This is a genomic window from Candidatus Brachybacter algidus (genome assembly GCF_016707225.1).
Taxonomy (GTDB): domain Bacteria; phylum Bacteroidota; class Bacteroidia; order Chitinophagales; family Saprospiraceae; genus Parvibacillus; species Parvibacillus algidus.
In genome coordinates, this window is the sequence record NZ_JADJID010000003.1 from 808,923 (window position 1) to 821,819 (window position 12,897).

General features: G+C 34.2%; 15 protein-coding genes and 1 pseudogene. 5 read left to right on the plus strand and 11 right to left on the minus strand.

Annotated features, from left to right (window positions below; translation table 11 throughout):
* Nucleotides 1–60: 60 nt before the first annotated feature.
* The 11 genes and pseudogenes from IPI15_RS13260 to map all read right to left on the minus strand — a co-directional run bounded on the left by IPI15_RS13260 (nt 61) and on the right by map (nt 9,105).
* Nucleotides 61–1,398 carry a S41 family peptidase gene (locus tag IPI15_RS13260; protein WP_287420633.1) on the minus strand — a complete coding sequence of 446 codons (1,338 nt, stop codon included), beginning with the start codon at nt 1,396–1,398 and terminating at the stop codon, nt 61–63.
* Between the two features lie 220 nt (nt 1,399–1,618).
* Nucleotides 1,619–1,921, minus strand: coding sequence for a hypothetical protein (locus IPI15_RS13265; protein WP_287420635.1), 303 nt, complete (start codon nt 1,919–1,921; stop codon nt 1,619–1,621).
* A gap of 40 nt (nt 1,922–1,961) precedes the next feature.
* The gene (locus IPI15_RS13270; protein WP_287420637.1) at nt 1,962–2,459 is read right to left on the minus strand and encodes a hypothetical protein; all 498 of its coding nucleotides are present in this window, start codon (nt 2,457–2,459) and stop codon (nt 1,962–1,964) included.
* 111 nt (nt 2,460–2,570) lie between these two features.
* Nucleotides 2,571–3,491, minus strand: a complete 921-nt coding sequence (gene rlmF, locus IPI15_RS13275) for a 23S rRNA (adenine(1618)-N(6))-methyltransferase RlmF (protein ID WP_287420639.1) — start codon at nt 3,489–3,491, stop codon at nt 2,571–2,573.
* A 9-nt stretch (nt 3,492–3,500) separates the two neighbouring features.
* Nucleotides 3,501–5,000, minus strand: a complete 1,500-nt coding sequence (locus IPI15_RS13280; protein WP_287420641.1) for a T9SS type A sorting domain-containing protein — start codon at nt 4,998–5,000, stop codon at nt 3,501–3,503.
* 3 nt (nt 5,001–5,003) lie between these two features.
* Nucleotides 5,004–5,543 (minus strand): DUF1003 domain-containing protein, encoded by a 540-nt coding sequence (locus IPI15_RS13285; RefSeq protein WP_287403368.1) that lies wholly within the window; start codon nt 5,541–5,543, stop codon nt 5,004–5,006.
* Nucleotides 5,544–5,836: 293 nt separating this feature from the next.
* A complete protein-coding gene (locus IPI15_RS13290) occupies nt 5,837–6,526 on the minus strand; it encodes an SGNH/GDSL hydrolase family protein (protein ID WP_287420642.1) in 690 nt (229 codons plus the stop codon).
* Nucleotides 6,527–6,707: 181 nt separating this feature from the next.
* The gene (locus IPI15_RS13295) at nt 6,708–7,001 is read right to left on the minus strand and encodes a chaperone modulator CbpM (protein ID WP_287403363.1); all 294 of its coding nucleotides are present in this window, start codon (nt 6,999–7,001) and stop codon (nt 6,708–6,710) included.
* Nucleotides 6,998–7,933 carry a DnaJ C-terminal domain-containing protein gene (locus IPI15_RS13300; protein WP_287403362.1) on the minus strand — a complete coding sequence of 312 codons (936 nt, stop codon included), beginning with the start codon at nt 7,931–7,933 and terminating at the stop codon, nt 6,998–7,000. Before IPI15_RS13300 ends, IPI15_RS13295 begins: the two co-directional genes overlap by 4 nt.
* The gene (locus tag IPI15_RS13305) at nt 7,933–8,241 is read right to left on the minus strand and encodes a hypothetical protein (RefSeq protein WP_287403360.1); all 309 of its coding nucleotides are present in this window, start codon (nt 8,239–8,241) and stop codon (nt 7,933–7,935) included. Before IPI15_RS13305 ends, IPI15_RS13300 begins: the two co-directional genes overlap by 1 nt.
* Nucleotides 8,242–8,340: 99 nt before the next feature.
* Nucleotides 8,341–9,105 (minus strand): annotated as a pseudogene (gene map, locus IPI15_RS13310) (type I methionyl aminopeptidase).
* Nucleotides 9,106–9,451: 346 nt separating this feature from the next.
* Here map and IPI15_RS13320 point away from each other — a divergent pair.
* From IPI15_RS13320 to IPI15_RS13340, 5 genes are all read left to right on the plus strand, one after another.
* On the plus strand, nt 9,452–9,901 hold the full coding sequence (locus IPI15_RS13320) for a GNAT family N-acetyltransferase (protein WP_287403357.1): 450 nt from the start codon (nt 9,452–9,454) through the stop codon (nt 9,899–9,901).
* Between the two features lie 125 nt (nt 9,902–10,026).
* The gene (locus tag IPI15_RS13325; protein ID WP_287420648.1) at nt 10,027–10,593 is read left to right on the plus strand and encodes a Crp/Fnr family transcriptional regulator; all 567 of its coding nucleotides are present in this window, start codon (nt 10,027–10,029) and stop codon (nt 10,591–10,593) included.
* A 137-nt stretch (nt 10,594–10,730) separates the two neighbouring features.
* A complete protein-coding gene (locus IPI15_RS13330; protein WP_287420649.1) occupies nt 10,731–11,522 on the plus strand; it encodes an alpha/beta fold hydrolase in 792 nt (263 codons plus the stop codon).
* A gap of 86 nt (nt 11,523–11,608) precedes the next feature.
* The gene (locus IPI15_RS13335) at nt 11,609–12,184 is read left to right on the plus strand and encodes an ASCH domain-containing protein (RefSeq protein ID WP_287403353.1); all 576 of its coding nucleotides are present in this window, start codon (nt 11,609–11,611) and stop codon (nt 12,182–12,184) included.
* 130 nt (nt 12,185–12,314) lie between these two features.
* Nucleotides 12,315–12,563, plus strand: a complete 249-nt coding sequence (locus IPI15_RS13340; protein WP_287403351.1) for a hypothetical protein — start codon at nt 12,315–12,317, stop codon at nt 12,561–12,563.
* The last annotated feature ends 334 nt before the right edge of the window (nt 12,564–12,897 follow it).

Sequence of the window (12,897 nt, forward strand, 5' to 3'; positions counted from 1 at the left end):
GCTTTAAAATAAATTCCAAAATGAGTTGTTTGTACCCTACGCTAGACTTATTAATTGCGGTTATATCTGCTTAATTAATAAATTACTGATTACTATGTTTTCCAAATCTCTTTTTAATAATATATTCTCTATACTATACTCTACTAAATGGTCAGGGATTATTCCGTGGCCATCATTTTGGCCCTCATTTAAGAGATAAGTTCTATGGGAGATATAGCATTCAATTTTAGTATTTGGAAGTTTATATGCCCATGCATTACCTGATAGAATTACTTTGTTGCCACCGGTTTCCTCCCCTATAAAAACACCTTTTTTATGCATTCTCAATGCTGAAGCTGTCATTCCGGTAGCAGAGAATGAACCTCCATTGATGAGTACAAATATTTTATTATGATACATTCCTTTCTGAGGCTTAGTCCATTTCGACTTAGGTCCTTTCAGTACCAGTTTGAATGGTTGATCAATTAAATATGAACAGAGAAAACTTGCATTGCTAATATCACCTCCTTGATTGTCCTTCAAGTCTATGGTCAAATTCTGAATGTTACTTCCAATTATTTTATCAAACGCTTCTTTTATAGAACTTTTGAATTGCTGATTATAAGTATTTTTTAGAAGATTATTGTCAAAAGATTTGACAGTTAATTTTGCTTGATTATTTTGCTTATCTAATTCCAATACGATGCCTTGATCTTTCATTGAAATAGAACCCAAGCTCTGAATCCTATGTTCAGCAATCGTTTTTCTTGGTAACGCTTTAATATGTTTGGTAATTATTTCATTATTTAATTTTATTTCCATCATGAATATTTCAGGCGTTCCAAAAGAATAGCTATAATAACTTCTGAAATAATTATTTAGGATCCACCGAGGATAATTTAAGCTATAACCATCTCTAATCTGCTGATCCATTAATTGTTTGATGATCGTTTCTGCCTTTTTACCATTTAATGAAATGATCTCAGCTCCTGCCATATTGCTCTGATCTTCTGAATAGTTATGTAAAATAAAAAGCCTGTTACCCTTGATATAAACATCCAATGGAAGAAAGAATTTTTCACGATCTGCATAATTTCTATATTCCTTGGATAAAAGAAAATAAGTATGCCCATCTTTTATACTTGAATTCAGACGGCAGATTTTATTGAAAAATTCAATTTGAGTATTATTTCCTATACTATCGTAGATAGAGTCAAGTAAAGCATCAAAATCTTTTTTTGATGTATACAAGTATAGGTTTGGATGACTTGTTTCAAGTTTTTTTCTAAAATACTTGAAATCACTTTGAAGTTCAGTTTTTTCATACTTGTTACTACAAGGGTCTTCTAAGACATTTGTAATAGATAGATTTGATAATGAAATGACAAGAATTAAAAGAATATTTATGGTATATATCATCTGTAAAATTAATAATAAATATTCATCTCATGAAGGGGGAAAAATAAAAAAGGCGTAGTTGCCTACACCTAATTAACTTGAAGTTAAAAGACCGTATTCAGATCAAATAATTTTAACAAAATACTCTTACTAAAAATGAAAGAGAAGATATAATTTAGACCTTAATTAAATTTAAATCTAAAAAGCCAGCTCTAATTATTCATTTTTAAATATTCATTATCTAGTCCTGCGCCATGCTATAACCGTTGTTCTCCTCATCTTCTGAGCCTATCTCCTCCTGAGCATCATCCAATTCTGAGCCGGGAATATCAAGGTCACCTCCGGAGACATCATCATAGAAACTTTTTTCGCTTGGAGCATCAGCATCCACATTTTTAGACTTTTTCTTAGTTATATCATTTGGATCGATTTCACTCAATTCGTCAGCTTGACTATAGATATCTTCACTTGGTGGATAAAGTGGATAGCCTTGATTGTTTTTGTCTTGATCTACATTGTTATCTTTACTATTATCTTCGTTCATGTCGTATTTAATTTATAATGAGTAATGGGTAATAATAAAATTACTTATCGTTTTTTTTGAATACATCTTTTATTGCATCGCCTAATCTGTCCATGTCAGATTTAAATTCCTTTTTAAACTCCTCAGATTTAATAGATACATCATCATTAAAGTTTTTCATATCTTCTTGAAATTCATCATTTTTCTTATTTAACTTTTCCTTCATTTCTTTCAAATTATTTTTATCCTTTTCAAGCTCAACCCTCAATTGTTCTTTGGTTGCTTTTCCTTCTTTAGAAATTTTTGCCTCTCTTTCGTTTATATCCGCCTCAATTTCATTTAATTTCTGTTCAGTCTCAGATTTAAATGCTATCCAATCCGCTTCAGCTTTTGTTTTTGCATCAGAGGCAGCTGCGTTTGCAGATTCTTTCATATCCTGACTAGCTTCATTCATATTAGTTTTAGCATCTTCTGCATGCTGCTTTGATTCATTACTACAAGCTATCCAAGACATGCTCAATGCAAGAGACATAACAATTACACCAATTAATTTTTTCATCTTTAATTTTTTATTGATAAATAGAAAGGATAAGCTGAAATAACTCTTTTGAATTTTATTTTATAACGCAGTTCTAAAAATGTTAGTTCACTAAAATGAAAATAATACTCCTCAATTGTATGTCCATGCGACTATTCGACTAGTTTTGTTTCCCTGCGACATGTTAATAGTTTGCACCTTTTTTGCATTGACTTTCTCTAATAATTTGTAAATTTTGGGCAAGTTTGTTTCTTTGGAGACCAGCGTAGTGAACCAGTTTACTTGTCTTGCAAAATCTACACTTTCAATGATCATGTTGTGAATAAAAGCTGCTTCTCCACCGGCACACCATAGTTCATGTGCTTGTCCACCAAAATTTAATATTGGTTTGATTTCTTTTATATTCTTGTGCTTTTGAATTCCTTTGGTCTTGCGTAAACTTCCCTTCATTGCTTCTTCTGCAGAACTATGAAAGGGAGGATTGCACATACTTGCTTCAAAATACTCATCTTTCTTGATGACATCAAAAAATATTAGCTCAGCATTATTTTGATATCTGAGCTCTACATTATCCTTCAGAATTTGATTTGCTGTAATTATATTTTGTGCTGAATTGTAAGCTACTTCATCGATTTCAACTCCAGTAAACTTCCAGCCATATTCGTGACTACCAATAATTGGATAAATGCAATTCGCTCCAACACCAATGTCGAGAATCTTTATTTGAGTTGTAATTTGCGAAATTTCATTATGATTAATAAGGTCTGCAAGGTTATGAATATAATCGGCCCTTCCGGGAATTGGAGGACATAAGTATCCTTCGGGAATATCCCAATTATCGATTCTGTAATAAAGTTTTAACAATGCACTGTTTAAAGATTTTACAGCCTTTGGATCGAAGAAACTGATAGATTCATTGCCAAAAGTATTGAGTTTGACAAAGCTTGAAAGTTCAGGATAAACAGTGGTTAAGGATTTAAAATCGTATAATCCTAAGTGTTTATTTCTTGGATGAAGTTTAGATATTTCATCTTCATTTTTGTATCCTGACATGTAAACCTTTTATAGTGCAATTATCTTTGCAGACAACAATTGATTGTCTGAATATATTGTAAGTATTAATATTCCATTTGTTGGATTATTCAATTCAATTTTAGAAACATTTTTCCCTGCAATATTCTTGGAATAATTGACTTCATTTCCCGAAATGTCTGTAATTTTTATCTTGTAACTATTTATGTCAGGATATTCAATATTGAATGATCCGCTTGAAGGATTTGGATATATCTTAATGTCAATTTCCTTTTGCCTGTTGCCTTTCGAGACGAAGCTGTATTCATATGCGCCAATATCGATTGCATTACCATAAAGCGGTCTTTCTAACAGCAGGTTATAGTAATTATTATGACTAAATTGAGGCAGCAAAGAAAATCCTGAATTAGTAAAGCCCGCATCGGTCCCTTGGTCTATAAGGTTTGTTGCTTCCTTTGGTATTGAAAAATCATTTACTTCAGGTGAGACAAAGCCGGTTTCAAGATAATTCTCCGCGTAATAATTATGAGATGAATCCATAGCAGCCGGAATATTTCCTGAAATAAACGTATTGTTGGCAGCTGGGATTGAGGCAAAAATATTATTATAAATTTTAAAGGCAGTAATTCCAGATGAAGGTGATATATTAAAATATCGATTGTTTCCAGGAAATTTATTAATCACTGTATTATTCACAAAGTACAATTCGTTGACCGGATTGATAGCTTCATCAAAGCCTATTATACTGTGATTGGCTCCGGATGTTCCCTGGATGATGACATTACCCATGATTATATTGTTGCCACCTTGAGCTATGTTAATCTCATAGCTTCCATTTCCATCTTCTTCATCAAACATGTTGTAGAGAATAAAAGAATTTAAAGCTCGTGTTTTCAAAGAATTGGCCTGCCCTCTTGGGTGATGAAATAGACAATTTTCCACGTGCAATGTATCAGTACTGGCACTTATGTATATGTTGTGTTCGTATCCTGAATGATTCGGGTTGTTTTCTTCCTGGTAGCCATTATTAAAAAAGTAGCAATAATGCAATTTTACATTGCTTCCGGCTACGGCATTATGGCCTTCCAGTATTCCATTCTGACAGTTTTTGAACCCACAAAAAAGGACTTCTAAGTTTTTTGCCTGAAATCTGATAGCCGCGCCATTCCCTCCATCATTGTCAGATACTTGGGCTCCATCGAAATCAATATTTTCAATGTATATATTATCATTTTGCCCCGGATTTTCAAACACCCAAATACCTTTTCCGTTTGGTATATTGCCAGTATATTTAAAAGTAGTTTTCCATTGGCCGGTGCCCATACCATAGAAAACTAAATTCTTGTTCTTCCATTTACAAGCATCTTGTTCATATACGCCGGGAGCAATATATATCGTATCGCCATCGTGAATTAAATTAACGATCTCACTGGGCATTTTGTAAGTTTGACCGTGGCCGATGATCCATTGTCCAGCATAGCAAAAATTATAAAAAAAGATAAAAATCAACAGGAAAAACATCTTCCTCATAATCTAGATTTTATTTATTTTTTCTTCAATCCTTTTCAGCATTTCAAGCTGTTTGGCTTGACTGTCAAATAAAACTCTGATCTCGTCTTCGAGGAGCAGATCTATCTTCTGATGCAATGCTTTGATCTCCATTTCTGCTTTCATATTGATCATATAATCATTTACATTTTGTTTGCGATCTTTCTCTTCTTGCCTATTTTGACTCATCATAATAATTGGCGCTTGGAGTGCAGCAATACAGGATAATATCAAATTCATTAGTATAAAAGGGAAAGGATCGAATTGGTCTGCCTTTGGAAGAGTTGCATTGAAAGCAATCCAAACAATAAGTATTACCATAAAGGTAATTATAAAGGACCAGCTGCCACCAAATCTCGCTACTTTATCAGATACTTTTTGGCCAACAGTCATTGTTTCTATAGGCGGGTGCAAGAGATTTTCAACAATCAAATTTTCATCCTCGATGGATTTTTGGACTATTTTTTGCAATTTAGTTAATTGCTCCTTTTCATTTGCCATCAGAACATCTGCATCTCTTTCCATATTACTTTAACCAAAATTTAAATGTTATAAATACAATAATAACAAAAATACCAAGTAGCGAAGCCATAAAGAAATAATCAGCAATTTTTTCTAACTTAATTTCTAAGATATGATTCTCAGTCCTGATTGAAAAAAAAGATAATGCAGAGGATATGGTAAGTGATAAAGCAACGATGGAAGTAAATTCATCGATGAGGCTATTTTCAGATCTATTTGTCAAGTGGAGAGAAGTAATAATAAATAAGCAGAACCCTAGAAGATTGGCTGAAGTAGAGAGAATGTGCTGAGAGGTTTTATTTGCCATTTTTCTCTAGTGCTGATTTTATAGCGTTTTCAACTAGGCCTTCCATCACTTTATATCCGGCCAGATTGGGGTGGACGCCGTCATCTCCGTATCTAGAATCCAAGCCTTTTTTGTCATCTACCATATGGCTATAATAGTCAAGGTAAGTAATCCTATTCTCCTCGCAATACTGCTTGAGTAATATGTTTAATTCTATCACTTTTTCTGCTGGTTTTATCTCAGGTCGCCAAGGGAAGGTATTGGCAGGAAGAACGGAAGAAATGATGACTTTTATATTAGCTGCTTTGGCCAATTGCGCCATAGAAAAGATATTACCGGCTGTTTCTTCCAAGGTCATTGGTCCAGTATTCTCGGCAATATCATTGATTCCTGCCAAAATGATTACAATAGCCGGCTTGAGGTCGATAACATCAGGTCTGAATCTGATAAGCATTTGTGGCGTAGTCTGTCCACTAATGCCCCGATCGATATACAACCTACCTTCAAAAAATCCGGGATCTGTATTTTTCCATCCTTCCGTGATAGAATTTCCCATGAAAACGATTCTTTTTTCCTTCATTGAGAGCGGCATTAGTGTTTTATTCTCTGAGGAGTATTTACTAAGGTTTGCCCAGTCTTTATTTTGACCAATGGCATTTAAGTTAAAAAGAATAACAATTGTCAGGAATAAATATTTCATTGGAAATTTTGTTTGCAAAGTAAATCTATTGATAAATTATGAATCTTACCATTTTGGCTTGAAATGTAAAATAAAAAAAAGGAAGCCTTGCAGAATAAAATAGTAGTGTTATATTATTGAGATGTAAATCAAACTGCCAAAATAAAGACTCTATTGAGGTAGTAATATAAATTAATTCGTCTTAATCTTCCAATAGCAAGAGTCTGTTCTTTACTGCACTTAATTCATACTTCAAATGATCGATCTTTTCCATCAAGTTTAAAATAACATCTATGCCCTCAAGATTAATGTTGAGTTCCTGATGAAGTCGAATCATCTTTTCGAGATCAGTCAAACGTTCCGCTTCCAGATACTTGTCATTTTCCTCATCATGGATTACAATCAGGCCATAATTTTGAAGTTCTTCAATAAATGAATATTCTACTTCATATTGAATACAAATGGTTTTAACCAAAATTAATCCGTCGCCTTTCATGATCGAAGTTTTTTAAGTTCTTCAAATAATTCCTTTTCCCTTTCTGTCAGATTTACAGGATTTTTGATATTGTAGGTTACAATCAAATCGCCAAATTCGCCATCTTTTTTATATACGGGAAATCCTTTTCCTTTCAATTTAACTTTTGTTCCGGTTTGAATTCCGGGACTGACTTTTAATTTCACTTCGCCGTCAAAAGTCTTGATCTGGGCTTCGCCTCCTAACAGGGCAGTATAAAGATCGAGATCAATATTACTGTATAAATTGGAAGCATCTCGTTTGAATGAGGTATTGTTATTTATAGAAAAACGGATGTAAAGATCACCATGTGGACCACCATTGACTCCAGGCGCACCTTTACCGTTTATTTTTATGGTCTGCCCATCTTCCACACCAGCAGGTATAGTAAGCCGTATTTTGCTATTATTTACCGTAAGTACCTGCTGGTGTGTTTTAAAAACATCAGTCAAGTTTAATTGCAATTCAGCATTGTAATCCTGCCCCTTAAATTTTCCTGAAGTTCTGCTTTGTCCCCCATTACCTCTACCAAACATATTTTGGAAAAAATCTGAAAAGTCTGCGCCTTCACCATCGCCTCCAAATCCGCCAAAATCACTTTGTCCACCTCCAAATTGACTCCCAAAACCCTGTCCTTGGGAACCTTGACGGCCTCCTTGTTGACGACGCATTTTTTCTATCTCATCTGCGTGCTTCCAATCTTTACCATGTTGATCGTATTTTTTACGATTTTCTTCATTGCTTAAGACTTCGTTGGCTTCATTGATCTCTTTAAATTTTGCATCTGAACTTTTATCACCGGAATTGACATCAGGATGATATTTTCTAGCGAGCTTTCTGTAAGCGGACTTTATTTCTTTGGCTGTAGCAGTTTTTTCAACACCCAGTACTTTGTAATAATCAATAAACTCCATTATGCGAATTTAATTTTTTTGATCATGTCTGCATTTTGATCCTCTTCTGCTCCGTATGAATGCACCAGAGTACCCATGGTTCCGTCATTTGCCATTATTGCAAACAATTCCACATCGTCCGATGGGTTAGTCATACCATCGAAACGGTATGTTTTAACGATACGTAAGTCTTCCGGATCAAACTCCTGCTTGGCGTATAATGCCTCTACTACTTGTTTTCTGGCCTTGAAAGTATCTGTATATCCTTTGGCAGTTAGATCATCAACAGCTACCATCAAGGTATCATATTTATCCAAAATCATATCCATAATATTTAATTTTGATTAAAGGTTATCAAATGGTCAAAGCTATTATGCTTGGACTTATTCAATATGTAACTGTAATAAATTTAAAATTGTTCCTTGAGATCAATTCCATATTCCATTCAACGCAGTAAGAATGATAGGTTGTCCGTCAGTGATAACGATGGTATGTTCATGCTGAGCTACATATCCACCTTTATTACCGATAAGTGTCCACCCGTCTTCTTGTGTATTGGCAATGGTAGAATTTGTGGAAATAAATGTTTCAATAGCAACTACTGAATTCTTCTTAAAACGTTGGAAGTTAAATCCGTCTCTGTAATTTGCGATCTCACGAGGTTCTTCGTGAAGACTTCTTCCTATACCGTGACCAGTCAGGTTTTTAATAACCTTATAGCCTGATTTCTTGGCTTCAGATTCGATAAGCGCACCAAGGTCAGCGATTCGCATCCCACCTTTAATGCTATAGATAGCTTTGCGCAAAATAGATTTCGATGCATCCACCAACTTTAAATGCCCATGAAAGTCTTCTCCCAAGACAAATGAACCGCCATTATCTGACCAGAATCCGCCCATTTCAGCAGATACATCTATATTTATTAAATCTCCTTCCTGAAGTATCTTATCCTCAGTCGGAATGCCATGCGCCACCTCATTGTTAACACTAATACATGTAAATCCGGGAAAGCCATAAGTTAGTTTAGGAGCTGATTTAGCTCCCATCTAATGAAGCATTTTGCCGCCGAATTCATCCACTTCAATTGTGGACATGCCAACTTGACAATATTCCCTCATAGCTTTAAGAGTTGAAGCTACTGCCTCACTAATTTGTTTCATACCAGCCATTTCTGCATCTGTAGTTATTGACATATCATCCAATTGTTTATTAGTACTTGTGAACTATGCTTAGTTTCCAAAAAATAATTGTGTTGCAAAATTAGTAAAGTATCTTAAAACACACTGCAATCATTTCATCCAAATTAAAGCAAAAAATCAAACCAATTGTGTACATATCAAATCATCAAAATACTAGTTTAAAATAAAATCAATATTGTATATTTGTAATTGAAAATATTTAATAAAATTCAATCTTGTTTTTAAATTTCATAACCACAACATCTTAATTTCATTTTTTATTAGCTTGGTGTAATCCAAAGAAAGTTATTTCCATCTATGCGAGTGTAATTTAAAATTTAATAATAAAAATTAGGCTGATTTGATCCGAATTGCAACAATATCTGACATTCCTGAATTACAGATCGTAAGAAATTCTGTCAAGGAAAATAAATTATCCAGCCCGAATAGGATAAAAGACGCAGATGTAGAGGAATACCTACTGAGTCGGGGTAAAGGGTGGGTCACCTTTGTTGATGGCAAAATTATTGGATTCGCAATTGCTGACCTCATAGGGCATAGTATTTGGGCACTTTTTTTACTTCCGGAATATGAAGGACGTGGATATGGGAGACAACTTCACCAAGCCATGTTGGATTGGTATTTTTCAGAAAGTAGGGAGAAGCTTTGGTTAACAACTGGTTCGAATACAAGAGCTGAAAACTTTTATAAAATGCATGGTTGGACAGAAGTAAGCCGCAGTGAATCGGAAATAAAGTTTGAGATGAGCTATGATGAATGGATTGAATATAAGATGAGTGAGAATGGGTGATGGGAGATCGGGCGATAAGTAATACGTAGTTTTGGAGCCCCCTTCTAACTTCTAATTTCTAATTTCAGACCTCAGACCTCAGACCGAGTAATAATTAAAAAATAATAATTAACAATTAGACCTGTATGACCTGGAAGGAATTTTTTAATTTAATTGATGATATATCCGAAGATGATGTTTCATTAATTACTGATCTTTTAAGAATTAAAACCTTTAAAAAAGGTGATTTAATTGTCGTTCCCGGACAAATTCAGAAAGAATTATATTTTGTGAAATCAGGAGTTCAAATGTCCTATTTCGAGACTGATGATAAAAAACATGTAATTGCATTTACTTATCACCCTGGCCTTTGTGCAATACCTGAATCTTTCTCATCGCAGACACCTTCCAAATATTATTTAACCTGTCTTGAAGATAGTGTGATGGAATATTTATCTTATGAAGATATGCAGCTACTTCTTAAAAAATCTCATTCTTTTGAAAGATTAATTAGAAAGATGACTGAAGCTGTTTTGGCCGGACTAATCAATCGACACATTGAACTTCATTCACAATCAATGGAAGAAAGATTTTTAACTTTTTGTAAAAGAAGCCCGCACCTACTTCATCCAGTCCCACATAAATATCTTGCATCTTACTTGGGAATTGATGCAACAAATTTTAGTAAACTATTCAATAAAGTAAAAATTTGATGTTGGTTTAGACCAATACTGATATCTTTTTTTGCAATGACCTTTGCATCAACAAAAGATAGACGAATATGAACTGCTGGTTGGACAAAAAAGAGTATCCTTTTAATTCAAACTATTTTAATGTCAATGGCCATCAAATGCATTATATTGATGAGGGTCAAGGAGAAACAATTCTATTTATTCACGGCACCCCTTCATGGAGCTTCGATTTTAGAAATGTCATTAAATCTTTAAGTAAAAATTATCGATGTATCGCTATTGATCATGTAGGATTTGGGCTTTCAGATAAACCTGAATTTTATGATTATTCGACGCAAAATCATAGCTGGACATTAGAAAAATTTGTGTTAGAGCTTGGGCTGAAAAATATAACTTTAGTTCTGCATGATTTTGGAGGACCAATTGGGTTGGATTTTGCCATCCGTAATCCTAAATTAATAAAACGTATTACAGTGCTCAACTCATGGTTGTGGAGCAGTGAAGGGGATCCGAAGTATTTAAAATTAAAAAGGATTTTAAAGAGCCCTCTCCTACCCTTTCTTTATAAATATCTAAACTTTTCCGCCAAATACATTCTGCCGTCAAGTTTTGGTGACAGTAAATTATCCACAAAAATGAAAGCACAATTCACACGTCCTTTCGAGAATAGAAAACAACGGAATGGCACATTGGCATTTGCTCATTCACTGCTCGATGACCAAGAATGGTTTGAAAAATTGTGGAACAAAAGATCTTCATTATCGCAAATCCCAATATTATTTGTTTGGGGAATGAAAGATCCGGTCTTGGGCCCCTCATACTTAGAAAAGTTTTCAGAAGGTTTTCCAAATTCCAAAACAGTTGAAATTGAAACCGCCGGACATTTTCCGCAGGAAGAGCAACCAATGCAGGTTGCTGAAGCGATTAAACTTTTTTTAGCCGAATTGTAAGGCATAAAACCGGAAGCAATATTATTGTTACCTTTGACAGTCTATTAGAATTCAAAATAGTATTATCTGTCAAACGAATTAGTTTTATGCTTTTCAAACAAAAACATTTAGAGGGGATTAAAGCCGGTACTGTCACACTTGCTTTCAGAAAGTGGAAAAGTACTCAACTGAAGCGGGGCAGCTTATTAAAGACTGATGTTGGCATTGTAGAAATAACGGATATCGCCATCATCAATGAGCCACATATCAACGAGATAGATGCTCAAAAGGCTGGTTTTATAAATCTCGAAAGCCTTATGAAATCCATATATTCTGCTGAAATTGGCAAAATATATAAGATTCATGTAAGATTTCTTAAGGAAACTCAAGCAAAAAAAATTAAAGAAAAAATTAGTTTATCTCAGTCTGAAATTGATAGTTACAAGGCAAAGTTATTGCAGATGGACAAATATGCCCGCAATGGATTCTGGACTAAAGACATACTTACTTCCATCAAGGATAATCCTAAATTAAGCGCAACACAGTTGTCACTAAAGACAGGTAAGACCAAAGAATGGCTTACACAAAGTATCCGTAAACTCAAAAACATTGGACTAACAGTGAGCCTTGATCCAGGTTACGACTTAACTCCCACAGGAAAATTACTAATGGAGCACTTATAGTAGAATGAAAACGATCATCATAATTTGCGGAATTTACTCGATCGCTTTTGGGCTATTCCACATTTTATTTTGGAAGATATTTCGCTGGAAAAAAGAGTTGATAAAATTACACTTTTCTAACCGGGCAATCATGCAGATCCTGAACTTGAGGATGATTTACCTTTCCTTTTTTGTCGGTTTTTTATGTTTCTATTTTACTGAGGATTTATTAAATACGCCATTGGGTAAAGCATTTATGATTGGCATGTCTCTATTCTGGTTGGGCAGAACTATTGAACAGTTTATATTTCTGAGAGTCAATAATAGATATGTACACCTTTTGACGGTCATCTTTCTTGGTGGAGCAGTGCTATTCTCTTTGCCTTTTTTTAATCAGTAATCAGTAATCAGTAATCAGTAATCAGTAATCAAAAAGTCTAATATTATATGTAGAGTTCCATCTGCACGGAAATTTTAAGATGGTAACTGTAATGACAGGTCGCGACCTGTCATTACAATTACTATCTTAAAATTTAATTAAAGCTTAGATTTTCATACATGCACAAATTTTAATCTTCGATTAAAATTCCTTCGTGAACTCTTCTAAATTTTTTGGTTAAAGTTAGCAATCTGTGGTTATCATATTCAAAGTGGAAAAGGCAATCCAATGTCTCAAATCACTGATAGATCTTTACGGTAATAACTCAATACTATAGACTGATCCATATGAAACC